Source organism: Caballeronia sp. ATUFL_F1_KS4A, from assembly GCF_023630905.1.
Lineage (GTDB): Bacteria > Pseudomonadota > Gammaproteobacteria > Burkholderiales > Burkholderiaceae > Caballeronia > Caballeronia zhejiangensis.
In genome coordinates this window covers 1-14856 of record NZ_JALQEB010000015.1, presented here as the reverse complement: position 1 = coordinate 14856, position 14856 = coordinate 1, and the positions used below count along the sequence as shown (strand labels likewise).

Below are 14856 nucleotides of genomic sequence, written 5' to 3'. Positions count from 1 at the left end.
CGAGGCGGCCTGAGAGCCGCCACCCGAACCGGCGAGAGAGACGCCGGGAAAACATGACGACATCACAAGACATCATCCGACCCGACGTCCTCGCGATGACGAGCTATCCCGTGCCCGATGCCACGGGCCTCATCAAGCTCGACGCGATGGAAAATCCCTACACGCTGCCCGCCGACCTCGCCAAAGCATTGGGCGAGCATCTCGCGGGCGTCGCGCTGAACCGTTATCCCGCGCCGCGTCCGGCGGAATTGCTCGCCAAGATCAAGCGCACCATGAACGTGCCCGACGCCTGCGACGTGCTGCTCGGCAACGGTTCGGACGAGCTCATCAGCATGATGTCGGTCGCGTGCTCGAAGCCGGGCGCGAAGGTCGTCGCTCCGGTGCCGGGCTTCGTGATGTACGAAATGTCGGCGAAATTCGCGCATCTCGAGTTCATCGGTGTGCCGCTGAAGGCCGACTTCACGCTCGACGCCGACGCGCTCGTCGCCGCCATCGATGAGCACGCGCCGGCGCTCGTGTATCTGGCGTATCCGAACAACCCGACCGGCACGCTCTACGACGACGCCGACATCGAACGCGTGATCGCCGCGTCGAAGAAGAGTCTCGTCGTGATCGACGAGGCGTATCAGCCGTTCGCCGAAAAAAGCTGGATGCCGCGCGCGGCGGAGTTCGACAACGTCGTCGTGATGCGGACTGTCTCGAAGCTCGGGCTCGCGGGCATCCGTCTCGGCTACATGGCGGGCCGCCCCTCGTGGATCACGCAGTTCGACAAAGTGCGCCCGCCGTACAACATCAACGTGCTGACGCAGGCCACGGCCGATTTCCTGCTCGATCACCTCGACGTGCTCGACGCTCAAGCGGCCGAACTGCGCGCGCAACGCACGAAACTCGCACGCGAAGTGGCGGCGCTGCCCGGCATGACGGTATTCCCGAGCGCGGGCAATTTCCTGCTCGTGCGCGTTCCGGACGCCGCCGTTGCTTTCGAAACCCTTCTGACTTCGCGGGTTTTGGTAAAAAACGTGGGTAAAATGCACCCATTGCTGGCTAACTGCGTGCGTTTGACGGTCGGCTCTGCCGAAGAAAACGCGCAAATGATCGCCGCGCTCAAGAAGCTCCCCACTCTCGATTAAGTCTCAAGGAATCACCATGCGTATTGCGGAAGTCGTTCGCAACACCAGCGAAACGCAGATCCGTGTGAAGCTCGATCTGGACGGCACCGGCAAGCAGAAGCTCGCCACCGGCGTCCCGTTCCTCGATCACATGCTCGACCAGATTGCCCGTCACGGGCTCATCGATCTCGACATCGAAGCGCATGGCGACCTCCATATCGACGATCACCATACGGTAGAAGACACCGGCATCACGCTCGGAATGGCCATCGCGAAGGCCATCGGCGACCGCAAGGGCATTCGCCGTTACGGGCATTCGTACGTACCGCTCGACGAAGCGCTGTCGCGCGTCGTCATCGATTTTTCGGGGCGTCCGGGGCTCGAGTTCCATGTGCCGTTCACGCGCGCGCGCATCGGCACGTTCGACGTCGATCTGACCATCGAATTCTTCCGCGGATTCGTGAATCACGCCGGCGTGACGCTGCATATCGACAACCTGCGCGGCATCAACGCGCATCATCAGGTCGAAACCGTGTTCAAGGCGTTCGGCCGCGCGCTGCGCATGGCGTGCGAAGTCGACGAGCGCGCGGCGGGGCAGATTCCGTCGACCAAAGGCAGTCTCTAAGCCGACTGACCGGTTCGGCGCGTTGCTGCGCCGGAAAAAAGATGGATTTGTTCAAGTCGTTTATCTCATTGCTCGCGCTGATCAACCCGATCGGCGCGATACCGTTTTTTCTCAGCCTGACCTCGCAGCAATCCGATCTCGAAAGACGCAACACGATTCGCGTCGCTTCGATTTCAGTCTTCTGCGTGATCGCGGTGACGGCGCTGCTCGGCCAGCAGATCATCGCGTTCTTCGGGATTTCGGTCGGGTCGTTCGAAGTGGGCGGCGGCATCATCATGCTGCTCATGGCGATCAGCATGTTGAACGCGCAGGTCGGCAATGCGCGTTCGACGCCGGAAGAACGCATGGAAGCCGAGGAGCGCAATAGCATCGCGGTCGTGCCGCTCGCGATTCCGCTGCTTACCGGTCCCGGCTCGATCAGCACGGTGATCGTCTATGCTGCGAATGCGCAACACTGGTACGACCGCTTCGGGCTCGTCGTGCTGGGCGCGATCATCGCGGGGCTGTGCTTCGGCGCGCTGAATCTCGCAGAGCCGATCGCGCGCGTCGTCGGGCGCACGGGAATCAACATCGGCACGCGTCTCATGGGTTTGATGTTGTCCGCATTGGCGGTGGAGTTCATCGTCGACGGGTTGAAGGCCTTGATGCCATCTTTGAAATGAATACTTCGATTGCGATTGTTGATTACGGAATGGGCAACCTGCGCTCGGTCTACCAGGCGCTGAAGAAGGCTGCACCCGAAGCGAACGTGGCGATCGTCGATCAGCCGCAAGGCATTCACGCGGCGGATCGCGTCGTGCTGCCGGGCCAGGGCGCGATGCGCGACTGCATGGGGCATCTCGCCGAATCCGGTTTGCAGGAAGCGGTGATGCAGGCGGCGCGCGAAAAGCCGATGCTCGGCGTGTGCGTCGGCGAGCAGATGCTCTTCGACTGGAGCGAGGAAGGCGACACGAAGGGCCTCGGTCTTCTGCCCGGCAAGGTCGTGCGCTTCCAGCTCGACGGTCTGCTGCAGGACGACGGCTCGCGCTTCAAGGTGCCGCAAATGGGCTGGAATCGCGTGCGTCAGACACAGGCGCATCCGGTCTGGGACGGCGTCGCGGACGGCGCGTTCTTCTACTTCGTCCACAGCTACTACGTGGTGCCGGACAATCCGGCTCACACATCCGGCGAAACCGTGTACGGCAGCGCGTTCACGTCGGCGGTGGCGCGCGACAATATCTTCGCCACCCAATTCCACCCCGAAAAGAGCGCGGACGCAGGATTGCGTCTCTATCGCAATTTCGTGCACTGGAACCCGTGAAATACCGTGCCCGCTAGCGTTTTCGCCTATTACTACGGGCGCATGACCGTTGCAAGACTTGTACTACACTAGCGAGACGGCCCGCGGCACAGGCACGAAAGACCGCACGCGCGCCGTTTTGATCAACTTCACCCAGAAAATACGCGATACCTATGCTGCTCATTCCGGCCATCGATCTTAAGGACGGTCAGTGCGTGCGCCTCAAGCAGGGCGATATGGACCAGGCGACCATTTTTTCAGAGGATCCGGCGGCCATGGCCCGACATTGGGTCGATCGCGGCGCACGGCGATTGCATCTGGTCGATCTGAACGGCGCGTTCGCCGGCAAGCCCAGAAACGGCGACGCGATCCGCGCGATCCTCGATGAAGTCGGCAGCGAGATTCCCGTGCAGTTGGGCGGCGGCATCCGCGATCTGGAAACCATCGAGCGCTATCTGGACGACGGCCTGTCGTACATCATCATCGGCACGGCGGCGGTGAAGAATCCGGGCTTCCTGCAGGACGCGTGCAGCGCGTTCGGGGGACACATCATCGTCGGACTGGACGCGAAGGACGGCAAGGTCGCGACGGACGGCTGGAGCAAGCTCACCGGTCACGAGGTCGTCGATCTCGGCCGCAAGTTCGAAGACTACGGCTGCGAATCGATCATCTACACGGACATCGGCCGTGACGGCATGCTTCAGGGCCTCAACCTCGAAGCAACCGTGCGTCTCGCGCGGGCGGTGAAGATTCCGGTGATTGCGAGCGGCGGGCTGTCGAGCATCGCGGACATCGAATCGCTCTGCGAAGTCGAGGACGAAGGCATCGAAGGCGTGATCTGCGGCCGCGCGATCTACTCCGGCGATCTCGATTTCAAGGCCGCCCAGACCCGCGCCGACGCGCTGCGCGAGGCCGACGGCGCCTGATACGCCCGAGCGCGAGCACATCTGAGCAGCACTCCGGGCGGCCGCGGCGCCGCCCTTACTCCGTAAGTGGCAAGAACATGGCTCTCGCAAAACGCATCATTCCCTGTCTCGACGTAACCGCCGGCCGCGTCGTGAAGGGCGTCAATTTCGTCGAACTGCGCGACGCGGGCGATCCCGTCGAAATCGCGCGGCGTTACGACGATCAGGGCGCCGACGAACTCACGTTCCTCGATATCACCGCGACTTCCGATCAACGCGATCTCATTCTGCCGATCATCGAATCGGTGGCGTCGCAGGTGTTCATTCCGCTGACGGTCGGCGGCGGCGTGCGCGCGGTCGAAGACGTGCGGCGTCTGCTCAACGCGGGCGCGGACAAGATCAGCATGAATTCGTCGGCGGTCGCGAATCCGCAACTCGTGCGCGACGCGTCGGACAAGCACGGCTCGCAGTGCATCGTCGTCGCGATCGATGCGAAACGCGTGTCGGCCGAAGGCGAAACGCCGCGCTGGGAAGTCTTCACGCACGGCGGCCGCAAGGCGACGCGCATCGACGCGATCGAATGGGCGCGCAAGATGGCCGAATTCGGCGCGGGCGAAATCCTGCTCACCAGCATGGATCGTGACGGCACCAAAGCCGGCTTCGATCTCGCGTTGACGCGCGCCGTGTCGGACGCGGTGCCGGTGCCGGTGATCGCGTCGGGCGGCGTCGGATCGTTGCAGCATCTGGCGGATGGCATCGTCGAAGGTCACGCGGACGCGGTGCTTGCCGCGAGCATCTTCCACTACGGCGAGCACACCGTCGGCGAAGCGAAGCGCTTCATGGCCGATCACGGCATTTCGGTGAGGACTTGAAACCGTGAGCGATCAGATGATCTGGCTCGACAAAGTCAAGTGGGACGCGAACGGCCTCGTGCCGGTGATCGCGCAGGAAGCATCGACCAACGACGTGCTCATGTTCGCGTGGATGAATCGCGAGGCGCTCGCAAAGACCATCGAACTGAAGCGCGCGGTGTATTTCTCGCGCTCGCGGCAGCGCCTGTGGTTCAAGGGGGAAGAGTCGGGCCACGTTCAGCACGTTCACGACGTGCGCCTCGATTGCGACGAAGACGTCGTGCTGCTCAAGGTCGAGCAGGTTTCGGGCATCGCGTGCCACACCGGCCGCCATTCCTGTTTTTTCCAGAAATTCGAAGGCACGGCGGAGAACGGCGAGTGGGTCGCCGTCGAGCCGGTCCTGAAAGACCCAGAAAGCATCTACAAATGACGCAAGCCAATACGCTGGACACGCTGCTGCGCCTCGCCTCGGTCATCGACAGTCGCAAGGGCGGCGATCCGGAACAATCTTACGTTTCCCGACTCTTTCACAAGGGCGACGATGCGGTCCTGAAGAAGATCGGCGAGGAAGCGACGGAAGTCGTGCTTGCCGCGAAGGACGCCCGTCATGGCGGCGCGCCGAAGGCGCTCGTCGGCGAAGTCGCCGATCTGTGGTTTCATTGTCTCGTCATGCTGTCCCATTTCGATCTGAGCCCCGCCGACGTGGTCGCGGAACTGGAACGTCGCGAAGGTCTGTCGGGAATCGAGGAAAAGGCGCTGCGCAAGTCGCGCGAGCGTGAGCAGAACGGCGGCTGACGAGCGTCTGGCATCAGCGAAGGAGGGCACGAATGAACCGGCAATATGAACCCTATCCGCCGCCCGTCGTTCAGAACGCGAACGATCCCGAACGCCTGCGCAACATGCGCACGTTCACGCATGTTCTGTACGGCTTGTACGCCGTCTATTGGCTGACCGGCGGTCTCACGGGACTGGTCGCGATCATCCTCAACTACATCAAGCGCGGCGATGCGGCGGGCACGCCGTACGAAGATCACTTCACCTGGCAGATCCGCACCTTCTGGTGGGCGGTGCTGGGCCACGTGATCGGTTTCGCGACGATTTGGATCGGCATCGGCTTTCTGATTCTCGGTGCGGTCAGCATCTGGACGCTTTATCGCATCATCAAAGGCTGGCTGTTTCTCTACGAGAACAAGCCGATCGAACCGCGCGCGTGGTTTTGATCACATCCGTCAACGAAATCCGGCAACTCAATGAGTCAAGACAACTGCATTTTCTGCAAGATCGCTTCCGGGCAACTGCCGAGCACGAAGGTCTATGAGGACGATGAGTTCGTCGCCTTCAACGACATCAATCCTGCCGCGCCGGTGCACGTGCTGGTCATTCCGCGCAAACATATTGAAACACTTTCCCACTGCACAGAAAGTGACAGTCCGCTACTTGGTAGAATGGTGAGTCTCGTCGGACGGTTGGCGAAAGATCTGGGTGTCTCCTACACGGGAGGCGACACCGGCTTTCGAACGGTAATCAATACCGGTCCGGGCGGCGGGCAAGAGGTGTATCACATCCACGCGCATTTGTTGGCCGGCGAGCGCCCGTGGCGCCGAATGGGGTAATGCTGCAATCTTTGTTTGCATTCTCCTTTCCAATGAAATATTGGGCGAGCAAAATCGATAGTTGAGCCGAGGCGACGTGCCTCGGCCGGGGCCGCCAGGCCGATCTTCCGTCATCGGTACCCAAATCGGGGCGGAATCACGGAGAGTTTTCATTCATGGGTTCGTTAAGCATTTGGCATTGGTTGATCGTTCTGCTGATCGTGGCGCTCGTGTTCGGCACGAAGAAGCTGCGCAATATCGGCGGCGATCTGGGCGGTGCGGTGAAGGGCTTCAAGGAAGGCATGCGCGAGGGCGACACGCCGGCGAATTCGGCCGATCAACGCGAACTGCCGCGTAACGGCGCCGTGGACGTCGAGGCGAAAGACAAGTCGCGCTCGGGCGACTATCGCTGATCCGTCTGCCGACGGTAACTCTCCACTTTTCGTTCAATGCTCGATCTCGGTCTGACCAAAATGGCGGTCATCGGCGTCGTGGCGCTGGTGGTCCTCGGGCCGGAGCGCCTGCCCGGCGTCGCACGTACGGCGGGGGCGCTCTTCGGGCGCGCGCAGCGCTATATCAACGACGTCAAATCGGAAGTCGCGCGCGAGATGGAACTCGATGAGCTGAAGAAAATGCGGACCGAGTTCGAAAACGCGGCGTCGAATGTCGAATCGACGATTCACGACACGCTGAAGCGCCACGAATCCGAGCTGAACGATGCCTGGAAAGACGGCACGTCGGTCGCGCCGAGCATCGCTGGCGGCGCTGATTCAGCGGACAGCGCCGCGTCGGACAAGCCCTGGGCCGCTACGTCTTCATCGACGTCGACCCGGCGCAAGAACTGGCGCGTGAAGCAGGCGGCGATTCCCAACTGGTACAAGCGCACGACCTCGCGTCGCACGCGGGTTCAATCGGGCGCGGCGCGCGTCGCTCGCCACACGCCCGCCACCCTGCGCCGGCAGACGAAGTTCTTCTGAGCGTGCCGCGATTCCTTCATCGATGATTTCTACCGAGGGCCGGCGTGAGCGACCCGCAACACACTAAAGAAGAGCCCGTCGAAGAGACGTTCATTTCGCATCTGGTCGAATTGCGCGACCGCATCATCCGCGCGGGCGCATCGGTCATCGTCGTGTTCATCGCGCTTGTGTATTGGGCGCCGGACATCTTCAAGCTGCTGGCGCGTCCGCTGATGCAGAACCTGCCCGCGGACGGCAAGATGATCGTCACGGACGTCACCGGCTCGTTCTTCGTGCCGATGAAAGTCACGATGCTCGTCGCCTTCGTGATCGCGCTGCCCTTCGTGCTGTATCAGGTCTGGGCGTTCGTCGCGCCGGGTTTGTATCAGCATGAAAAGAAGCTCGTCGGGCCGCTCGTTTTCAGCAGCTATACGCTTTTTCTGTGCGGCATGGCGTTCGCGTACTTCGTCGTGTTCCCGACCATCTTCCGCGTGATGGCGCACTACAACGCGCCGCTCGGCGCGGAGATGACCACGGATATCGACAATTACCTGAGCTTCGTGCTGACGATGTTCATCGCGTTCGGCGTGACGTTCGAGGTGCCGATCGTCGTCGTGCTGCTTGCGCGCATGGGCGTCGTCTCGATTCAGAAGCTCAAGCAGATTCGTCCTTACGTGATCGTCGGCGCGTTCATCATTTCCGCGGTCGTCACGCCGCCCGACGTTTTCTCGCAACTCATTCTCGCGATTCCCCTCGTCATTCTTTATGAAGCGGGGATCATCGCGGCGCGGCTCGTCGTCGGCAAGGAACAGGTCAAGAACGAGGAGCCGGCGGCGGAGTAAAGTGCGGCGTATTGTCGCGCCAGAGCGAGTGTTCGAGATAAGAAAAAGGCAGCTTCGAGCGATCGAAGCTGCCTTTTCGTTTTACGGACGTCGCGTTTTACTCGTCGCCCTGATCGCCTTGATCGTCATCCGGCATTTGCGGTGCGCGCGGCGGCGCGGGGCGCTTGCCGATCATCACGTTGAGATCCAGTTCCTTGTTCTTGCGCATCAGATGGACCTTCACCGACGTGCCCGGCTTGATCTGCGCGACGACGTTGAGCAGGCGCGTCGTGTCGGTGATCGTGTCGTCGTTGATCGACACGAGGATATCGCCCGGCTTGATGCCCGCCTTGTCCGCCGGGCCGCCCTGCAGCACGCCCGCGACAATCGCGCCGGACTTCTGATCCAGCCCGAACGATTCGGCGATCTCCGGCGTCACGTCCTGCGGTTCGACGCCGATCCAGCCGCGCGTCACGCTGCCCGTCGTGATGATGCTTTCCAGCACGCTGCGCGCGGTCGACACGGGAATCGCGAAGCCGATGCCGAGCGAGCCGCCGCTGCGCGAATAGATCGCCGTGTTGATGCCCAGCAGGTTGCCGTTCACGTCGACCAGCGCACCGCCCGAATTGCCGGGGTTGATGGCGGCGTCGGTCTGGATGAAGTTCTCGAACGTGTTGATGCCGAGGTGATTGCGCCCGAGCGCGCTGACGATGCCCATCGTGACCGTCTGGCCGACGCCGAACGGATTGCCGATCGCGAGCACGACATCGCCGACGCGCGTCTGATCCATTCGCCCGAGCGTGATGGTCGGCAGGTTGGTCATGTTGATCTTCAGCACGGCGAGGTCGGTTTCCGGATCGACGCCGATCACTTTCGCGCTGGACGTGCGACCATCGGCGAGCGCGACTTCGATTTGATCCGCCCCGTCGACGACATGCTGGTTCGTTAGAATGTAACCTTCCGAGCTGACGATGACACCGGAGCCGAGATTCGACGCGGGCGGCTCGTCGCTCTTGCGCTTGTTCTTGTCGCCGAAGAAGTAGCGGAACAGCGGGTCTTTCGCGCGCGGGTCGGGCGGCAGATTGCCGTCCTTGCTGGAGAACACGTTCACGACGGCCGGCATCGCCTTTTGCGCGCCTTCCGAAAAGGACGACTGAACGGGGCGCGAGCCGATGCTCGGCGCCACTTCCTGCAACGCGACGATCGGCTCGGCAAGCTGCTTGCCGAATTGACCCTGACGTTGAAGCCACTGCGGCTTCAAGGTCGCGATGATGAACATCAGGGCCAAAAGCACGGTGACCGCTTGGGCAAAAAATAGCCAGAAGCGTCTAAGCATTTGAAGGGATAGAGGAATTCATGGATCGGATCGAACTCGAATTGTATCTGAACAATCTGCTGGAAATCGGCCGCTTCAAGGACTATTGCCCGAACGGTCTGCAGGTTGAAGGCGCGCGCCGCGTGCAGAAGATCGCAACCGGCGTGACCGCCTCGCAAGCCTTTCTCGAAGCCGCGCTGGAGTGGGGCGCGGACACGGTGCTCGTGCATCACGGCTACTTCTGGCGCAATGAGGCGCCGCAGATCACCGGGCGCAAGCATCGAAGATTGCGCACGCTGATTGCCAACGACATCAATCTCTTCGCCTACCATCTTCCGCTCGACTCGCATCCGGAACTCGGCAACAACGCGCAGATCGGCGCACGCCTCGGACTGATCGCGGACGCGCGCTTCGCGAATCAGGATCTCGGCTGGATCGCGACGCTCGGCATGCCGCTCCCGCTCGAGCACTTCAGCGCGATGGTCGAGAACGCGCTCGGCAGGAAGCCGCTCGTGTTCGGCGACACAGACAAGGAATTGCGCCGCGTGGCGTGGTGCACGGGCGGCGCACAAGGTTACTTCGAAGAGGCCATCGCGGCGGGCGCGGACGTGTATCTGAGCGGCGAAGTCTCGGAGCAAACCATGCATATCGCGGCGGAATCGGGCGTGGCGTACATCGCGGCCGGGCATCACGCGACGGAGCGCTACGGCGTGCAGGCCGTGGGCGCGCATCTGTCCGAGCAATTCGATATCGAGCATCTTTTTATCGATATCGATAATCCGGTTTAATGACCGATTAAGCTGTGGGCGCGATTATCTGCGCTTGCGGTTGCCTTAAATGAACGCTTCACGATGTTGCGCGAAAAACGTGGGGAAAACCCTGAAGCATCAATCACTTCGAGTGATTTTTGCTAGTCAGCCCTTGTAAATGCCAACTCCATTCGCGCACACTAACGGCGGAACAACTGATGTGACGGTATAAATCCAACTCAGAAGTGGGGCGTGTGATGCGAGACAAGGATGAAAAACGCGTCGACGGCGGCCGCCGTACCTGGCTGATTGCGACGACCGCAGCAGGTGGTTTCGGAGCAGTGGCAACCGTAGTTCCCTTTGTAGGTTCGTTTGCTCCATCGGAGAAGGCCAAGGCGGCGGGCGCGCCTGTCGAGGTCGATATCAGCGGACTGAAGCCGGGCGACATGATGACCGTCGCCTGGCGCGGCAAGCCGGTGTGGATCGTGAATCGCACCGACGAAATGCTGGCCGACGTCAAGAAGGCCGACAACGAAGTAGCCGACCCGAAGTCGAAGATGGAATTCTCGATGCCGTTGCCGGAGTACTGCAACAACGAGTATCGTTCGCGCGCGGATCACAAGAACATTTTCGTGGCGGTTGCCGTGTGCACGCATCTGGGCTGCACGCCGACGCCGCGTTTCACCGAGGGTCCCCAACCCAATCTCCCCGATAACTGGCCGGGCGGCTTCCTTTGCCCGTGCCACGGCTCGACCTATGACATGGCCGGCCGCGTCTTCAAGAACAAGCCCGCGCCGCAGAACCTGGACATTCCACCGTTCATGTTCACTTCCGCGACGCAACTCGTGATCGGCAAGGACGAAAAGGGAGAGGCGTAAATGGCGACCGCAGACAAGGAAGTAGAGACAACGGGCCTGACCGGTTGGATCGATCGCCGGTTTCCGCTGACCTCGACCTGGAAGAAACACGTATCCGAGTATTACGCGCCGAAGAACTTCAACTTCTGGTACTTCTTCGGCTCGCTCGCGTTGCTGGTGCTGGTGAATCAGATCGTCACCGGTATTTTCCTCACGATGAACTACAAGCCCGATGCGACGCTCGCGTTCGCCTCGGTCGAGTACATCATGCGCGAGGTGCCGTGGGGCTGGCTCATTCGCTACATGCATTCGACGGGCGCGTCGATGTTCTTCGTCGTCGTGTATCTGCACATGTTCCGCGGGCTGATGTACGGGTCGTATCGCAAGCCGCGCGAACTCGTGTGGATCTTCGGTTGCGCGATCTTCCTGTGCCTCATGGCCGAAGCGTTCTTCGGCTATCTGCTGCCGTGGGGGCAGATGTCGTTCTGGGGCGCGCAGGTGATCGTCAACCTGTTCTCGGCGATTCCGTTCATCGGTCCGGATCTGTCGCTGTGGATTCGCGGCGATTACGTCGTTTCCGATGTCACGCTGAACCGCTTCTTCGCGTTCCATGTCATCGCGATTCCGCTCGTGCTGATCGGACTCGTGGTCGCGCACCTCGTCGCGCTGCACGAAGTCGGCTCGAATAATCCGGACGGCGTCGAGATCAAGGCGAAGAAGGACGCGAACGGCATTCCGCTCGACGGCATTCCGTTTCATCCGTACTACTCGGTGCACGACTTCATGGGCGTGTGCGTGTTCCTGCTGATCTTCGCGGCGATCATCTTTTTCGCGCCGGAAATGGGCGGCTATTTCCTCGAAGCCAACAACTTCGTGCCGGCCAATCCGTTGCAGACGCCGCCGGAAATCGCGCCGGTGTGGTACTTCACCGCGTTCTACGCGATGCTTCGCGCGACGACCGATCCGTTCAAGATCGTGCTGATGATCGTGATCGCGCTGCTCGGCGTGCTCGCGCTCGTCAAGGCGCGCGGGAAATGGAAGCTCGGCCTGCCGGTGCTCGCCGTGGTGGTGCTGGTTTTCATGGCGCTGACGGAATCGAAGTTCTGGGGCGTCGTCGTGATGGGCACGGCGGTCGTGTCGCTGTTCTTCCTGCCCTGGCTGGACCGCAGTCCGGTGAAGTCGATTCGCTATCGGCCGCTCTTTCACAAGGTCTTCTACGCGATATTCGTGTTCGCGTTCCTGATGCTCGGCTTCCTGGGCACGCGACCGCCATCGCCGGCCGCGACGCTGATCGCGCAGATCTGCGCGCTGATCTACTTCGCGTTCTTCCTCGGCATGCCTTTCTGGACGCCGCGCGGCAAATTCAAGACGCCGCCTGAGCGAGTGCACTACAAACCTCACTGAGCGCACGTCCGGAGACGAATACGATGAAAAAATGGCTCTCTACAATAGCGATGATCGGTGCGGCGATGCTCTCGTTCAGCGCACCGCCGGCGTTCGCGCAGGAAGAAGCGGTGCTCGATCGGGCGCCCGACAGTTCGGACAATCTCGCGTCCTTGCAGCACGGCGCACAAGTTTTTGTAAACTACTGCCTGAATTGCCACAGCGCGACGTTGATGCGGTACAACCGGCTGACCGATATCGGCATCAGCGAGAAGCAGATTCGAGAGAATCTGCTCTTTACGACGGACAAGGTCGGCAACACGATGTCGATCGCGATGCGCCCGGAAGATGCGAAAGCGTGGTTCGGTGCGTCGCCGCCGGATCTGTCCGTCGAAGCGCGGGCGCGCGGCAGGGACTGGCTCTACACGTACCTGCGGAGTTTCTATCACGATCCGACGCGGCCGACCGGCTGGAATAATCGCGTCTACGAAAACGTCGGCATGCCGCACGTGCTTTGGACGCTCCAAGGCGTCCGGGACGCGAAATTCGAGACCGATACGGACGAAAAGACGGGCGAAAAGGTACGAAGATTCGTCGGTTACACTCAGGTTACACCTGGTGCCATGTCGTCCGTGGATTATGATTCAACTGTGGCCGATCTCGTTTCGTACATGTCGTGGATGGCGGAACCCGCGCAGCAGACGCGCAAGCGGCTCGGCGTCTGGGTTTTGCTGTTCCTGGCGTTCTTGAGCTTCCTCGCGTGGCGCCTGAACGCGGCATACTGGAAAGATATCAAATAGCGCGCCTTCGAAGGCGTGGGTCGGCGCGACGGCGTTTTCCGCGAGGAAACGCCGCGGCCGGCCCTTCGAGTTTACTGAAGGAACTTTAAAAACATGATGGTTCTGTATTCCGGCACTACTTGCCCCTTCTCCCAGCGCTGCCGGCTGGTGTTGTTCGAAAAGGGCATGGATTTCGAGATTCGCGACGTTGACCTGTTCAACAAGCCGGAAGACATCGCGGTGATGAACCCTTACGGACAGGTCCCGATCCTCGTCGAGCGCGACCTGATCCTGTACGAGTCGAATATCATTAACGAATATATCGACGAGCGTTTCCCGCATCCGCAACTCATGCCGGCCGATCCGGTGCAGCGCGCCCGCGCACGCCTGTTCCTGCTGAACTTCGAAAAGGAACTGTTCGTTCACGTCGGCACGCTGGAAAACGAAAAGGGCAAGGCCGCCGAGAAGAATCACGAGAAGGCGCGCAGCGCGATCCGCGATCGCCTCACGCAGCTCGCCCCGATCTTCCTGAAGAACAAGTACATGCTGGGAGAGGAGTTCTCGATGCTCGACGTCGCGATTGCGCCGCTGCTGTGGCGTCTGGATCACTACGGCATCGAACTGTCGAAGAACGCAGCACCGTTGATGAAGTACGCCGAGCGGATTTTCAGCCGTCCGGCCTATATTGAAGCGCTGACGCCTTCCGAAAAGGTGATGCGTCGATAGTTTGAGTGCGTTGGGACGCGGCGGCGCGCGTTGCGCGGCCGCATTCCGACAGAGGAAAGTTGATGCAAGAGATTTCCACCAAGCCGTATTTGTTGCGCGCACTGTACGAATGGTGCACGGACAATGGTTTTACGCCTCACATCGCCGTTCGGGTCGATGCGGCTACGCGCGTGCCGCGCCAGTTCGTCCGCAACGACGAGATCGTGTTGAACATCAGTTTCGAGGCGACGAGCCAGTTGCAGATGGGCAACGAGTGGATCGAGTTCAGCGCGCGTTTCTCCGGCAAGTCACACAAGATCGAAGTGCAGGTCGCGAACGTGCTCGCTATCTACGCACGCGAGAACGGACAGGGGATGGCGTTCCCGGTCGAGCAGTCGCATTCCGGCTCGGATTTGACGAGCGCTCCCGTCGGCGCGCGATCGGCCGAGCGCGATACGCGGCAGATCGAGGAACCCGCAGACACCGCGCCGAAAGAGGATGCGCAAACTGCAGCGGATGACGATTCGAAATCGCCTGCGAGGTCTCACCTCAAAGTCGTTAAATGAAGTAGAATTCCGTGCTTCGCCGGCTTAGCTCATCTGGTAGAGCAGTTGATTTGTAATCATCAGGTGGCGGGTTCGAGTCCTGCAGCCGGCACCAAGACTTATGTCGACGGGTCGTGCGATGTCCGCACGACCCGTTTGCTTTGAGTCGGTAAGACGAGTAGGTCGAATCGATAAGAAACGTTTCAAAAACTTGTTGACACGAACCGAAGCGTTCTTCATAATCTCGTTTCTCTGCTGCTGATGCAGCGACGCAAGACGGAAGTTGAAGTAAGGCTTGTCTTGCGATGTGCTCTTTAAAAACTAACAGCCGATAAGTGTGGGCGCTTGATGGCGAGTGCGGCTGGTTCTTTGGAATCGGCGATAG

Annotated in this window: 20 protein-coding genes and 1 tRNA gene; 20 read left to right on the top strand and 1 reads right to left on the bottom strand. The window is 60.9% G+C overall.

Features of this window, described 5'->3' with window-relative positions; all coding sequences use genetic code 11:
• Positions 1-53 precede the first annotated feature (53 nt).
• The 13 genes from hisC (at position 54) to tatC (ending at position 8159) form a co-directional block, all read left to right on the top strand.
• The gene (gene hisC / locus NCS03_RS12555) at positions 54-1130 is read left to right on the top strand and encodes a histidinol-phosphate transaminase (RefSeq protein WP_175983057.1); all 1077 of its coding nucleotides are present in this window, start codon (positions 54-56) and stop codon (positions 1128-1130) included.
• Between the two features lie 16 nt (positions 1131-1146).
• Positions 1147-1734 (top strand): imidazoleglycerol-phosphate dehydratase HisB, encoded by a 588-nt coding sequence (gene hisB, locus NCS03_RS12550; RefSeq protein ID WP_008344136.1) that lies wholly within the window; start codon positions 1147-1149, stop codon positions 1732-1734.
• Between the two features lie 41 nt (positions 1735-1775).
• Positions 1776-2396, top strand: a complete 621-nt coding sequence (locus tag NCS03_RS12545) for a YchE family NAAT transporter (RefSeq protein WP_008344137.1) — start codon at positions 1776-1778, stop codon at positions 2394-2396.
• On the top strand, positions 2393-3034 hold the full coding sequence (hisH, locus tag NCS03_RS12540; protein WP_008344139.1) for an imidazole glycerol phosphate synthase subunit HisH: 642 nt from the start codon (positions 2393-2395) through the stop codon (positions 3032-3034). Before NCS03_RS12545 ends, hisH begins: the two co-directional genes overlap by 4 nt.
• A gap of 152 nt (positions 3035-3186) precedes the next feature.
• Positions 3187-3939, top strand: a complete 753-nt coding sequence (gene hisA, locus NCS03_RS12535) for a 1-(5-phosphoribosyl)-5-[(5-phosphoribosylamino)methylideneamino]imidazole-4-carboxamide isomerase (protein ID WP_008344140.1) — start codon at positions 3187-3189, stop codon at positions 3937-3939.
• 77 nt (positions 3940-4016) lie between these two features.
• Positions 4017-4790 carry an imidazole glycerol phosphate synthase subunit HisF gene (gene hisF, locus NCS03_RS12530; protein WP_250480707.1) on the top strand — a complete coding sequence of 258 codons (774 nt, stop codon included), beginning with the start codon at positions 4017-4019 and terminating at the stop codon, positions 4788-4790.
• Between the two features lie 16 nt (positions 4791-4806).
• Entirely contained in the window at positions 4807-5199 is a 393-nt protein-coding gene (hisI, locus tag NCS03_RS12525; protein WP_174447750.1) for a phosphoribosyl-AMP cyclohydrolase, read from the top strand.
• Positions 5196-5564, top strand: coding sequence for a phosphoribosyl-ATP diphosphatase (locus NCS03_RS12520; protein WP_008344143.1), 369 nt, complete (start codon positions 5196-5198; stop codon positions 5562-5564). Before hisI ends, NCS03_RS12520 begins: the two co-directional genes overlap by 4 nt.
• 32 nt (positions 5565-5596) lie before the next feature.
• A complete protein-coding gene (locus NCS03_RS12515; protein ID WP_008344144.1) occupies positions 5597-5989 on the top strand; it encodes a DUF4870 family protein in 393 nt (130 codons plus the stop codon).
• Between the two features lie 30 nt (positions 5990-6019).
• Positions 6020-6382, top strand: a complete 363-nt coding sequence (locus tag NCS03_RS12510; protein WP_008344145.1) for a histidine triad nucleotide-binding protein — start codon at positions 6020-6022, stop codon at positions 6380-6382.
• A gap of 155 nt (positions 6383-6537) precedes the next feature.
• Entirely contained in the window at positions 6538-6774 is a 237-nt protein-coding gene (gene tatA / locus NCS03_RS12505) for a Sec-independent protein translocase subunit TatA (RefSeq protein WP_008344146.1), read from the top strand.
• 36 nt (positions 6775-6810) lie between these two features.
• Positions 6811-7338 carry a Sec-independent protein translocase protein TatB gene (tatB, locus tag NCS03_RS12500; protein ID WP_008344147.1) on the top strand — a complete coding sequence of 176 codons (528 nt, stop codon included), beginning with the start codon at positions 6811-6813 and terminating at the stop codon, positions 7336-7338.
• Positions 7339-7382: 44 nt separating this feature from the next.
• A complete protein-coding gene (gene tatC, locus NCS03_RS12495) occupies positions 7383-8159 on the top strand; it encodes a twin-arginine translocase subunit TatC (RefSeq protein WP_008344148.1) in 777 nt (258 codons plus the stop codon).
• Between the two features lie 97 nt (positions 8160-8256).
• Here tatC and NCS03_RS12490 read toward each other — a convergent pair whose 3' ends face one another.
• Positions 8257-9474, bottom strand: a complete 1218-nt coding sequence (locus NCS03_RS12490) for a S1C family serine protease (RefSeq protein ID WP_008344149.1) — start codon at positions 9472-9474, stop codon at positions 8257-8259.
• 20 nt (positions 9475-9494) lie between these two features.
• Between NCS03_RS12490 and NCS03_RS12485 the strand changes: the two genes are divergently transcribed.
• The 7 genes from NCS03_RS12485 (at position 9495) to NCS03_RS12455 (ending at position 14586) form a co-directional block, all read left to right on the top strand.
• A complete protein-coding gene (locus NCS03_RS12485) occupies positions 9495-10241 on the top strand; it encodes a Nif3-like dinuclear metal center hexameric protein (RefSeq protein WP_008344150.1) in 747 nt (248 codons plus the stop codon).
• A 218-nt stretch (positions 10242-10459) separates the two neighbouring features.
• A complete protein-coding gene (gene petA / locus NCS03_RS12480) occupies positions 10460-11080 on the top strand; it encodes a ubiquinol-cytochrome c reductase iron-sulfur subunit (protein ID WP_008344151.1) in 621 nt (206 codons plus the stop codon).
• On the top strand, positions 11081-12463 hold the full coding sequence (locus tag NCS03_RS12475; RefSeq protein WP_250435251.1) for a cytochrome b: 1383 nt from the start codon (positions 11081-11083) through the stop codon (positions 12461-12463).
• Positions 12464-12486: 23 nt separating this feature from the next.
• Positions 12487-13242, top strand: coding sequence for a cytochrome c1 (locus NCS03_RS12470; RefSeq protein ID WP_175983059.1), 756 nt, complete (start codon positions 12487-12489; stop codon positions 13240-13242).
• A gap of 93 nt (positions 13243-13335) precedes the next feature.
• The gene (locus tag NCS03_RS12465) at positions 13336-13947 is read left to right on the top strand and encodes a glutathione S-transferase N-terminal domain-containing protein (RefSeq protein WP_008344155.1); all 612 of its coding nucleotides are present in this window, start codon (positions 13336-13338) and stop codon (positions 13945-13947) included.
• Between the two features lie 62 nt (positions 13948-14009).
• Positions 14010-14492: a ClpXP protease specificity-enhancing factor gene (locus NCS03_RS12460; RefSeq protein ID WP_008344157.1), complete on the top strand. Its 483-nt coding sequence runs from the start codon at positions 14010-14012 to the stop codon at positions 14490-14492.
• Positions 14493-14510: 18 nt separating this feature from the next.
• Positions 14511-14586 (top strand) — tRNA-Thr (locus tag NCS03_RS12455).
• Positions 14587-14856: the final 270 nt, after the last annotated feature.

Coding starts and splice junctions, on each gene's coding strand:
- hisF (WP_250480707.1), top strand. CDS start 4,017: ATGGCTCTCGCAAAACGCATCATTCCCTGTCTCGACGTAACCGCCGGC.
- hisB (WP_008344136.1), top strand. CDS start 1,147: ATGCGTATTGCGGAAGTCGTTCGCAACACCAGCGAAACGCAGATCCGT.
- hisH (WP_008344139.1), top strand. CDS start 2,393: ATGAATACTTCGATTGCGATTGTTGATTACGGAATGGGCAACCTGCGC.
- hisI (WP_174447750.1), top strand. CDS start 4,807: ATGATCTGGCTCGACAAAGTCAAGTGGGACGCGAACGGCCTCGTGCCG.
- NCS03_RS12475 (WP_250435251.1), top strand. CDS start 11,081: ATGGCGACCGCAGACAAGGAAGTAGAGACAACGGGCCTGACCGGTTGG.
- NCS03_RS12520 (WP_008344143.1), top strand. CDS start 5,196: ATGACGCAAGCCAATACGCTGGACACGCTGCTGCGCCTCGCCTCGGTC.
- NCS03_RS12465 (WP_008344155.1), top strand. CDS start 13,336: ATGATGGTTCTGTATTCCGGCACTACTTGCCCCTTCTCCCAGCGCTGC.
- tatA (WP_008344146.1), top strand. CDS start 6,538: ATGGGTTCGTTAAGCATTTGGCATTGGTTGATCGTTCTGCTGATCGTG.
- NCS03_RS12485 (WP_008344150.1), top strand. CDS start 9,495: ATGGATCGGATCGAACTCGAATTGTATCTGAACAATCTGCTGGAAATC.
- NCS03_RS12510 (WP_008344145.1), top strand. CDS start 6,020: ATGAGTCAAGACAACTGCATTTTCTGCAAGATCGCTTCCGGGCAACTG.
- NCS03_RS12490 (WP_008344149.1), bottom strand. CDS start 9,474: ATGCTTAGACGCTTCTGGCTATTTTTTGCCCAAGCGGTCACCGTGCTT.
- NCS03_RS12545 (WP_008344137.1), top strand. CDS start 1,776: ATGGATTTGTTCAAGTCGTTTATCTCATTGCTCGCGCTGATCAACCCG.
- hisA (WP_008344140.1), top strand. CDS start 3,187: ATGCTGCTCATTCCGGCCATCGATCTTAAGGACGGTCAGTGCGTGCGC.
- tatB (WP_008344147.1), top strand. CDS start 6,811: ATGCTCGATCTCGGTCTGACCAAAATGGCGGTCATCGGCGTCGTGGCG.
- NCS03_RS12515 (WP_008344144.1), top strand. CDS start 5,597: ATGAACCGGCAATATGAACCCTATCCGCCGCCCGTCGTTCAGAACGCG.
- petA (WP_008344151.1), top strand. CDS start 10,460: ATGCGAGACAAGGATGAAAAACGCGTCGACGGCGGCCGCCGTACCTGG.
- hisC (WP_175983057.1), top strand. CDS start 54: ATGACGACATCACAAGACATCATCCGACCCGACGTCCTCGCGATGACG.
- NCS03_RS12470 (WP_175983059.1), top strand. CDS start 12,487: ATGAAAAAATGGCTCTCTACAATAGCGATGATCGGTGCGGCGATGCTC.
- NCS03_RS12460 (WP_008344157.1), top strand. CDS start 14,010: ATGCAAGAGATTTCCACCAAGCCGTATTTGTTGCGCGCACTGTACGAA.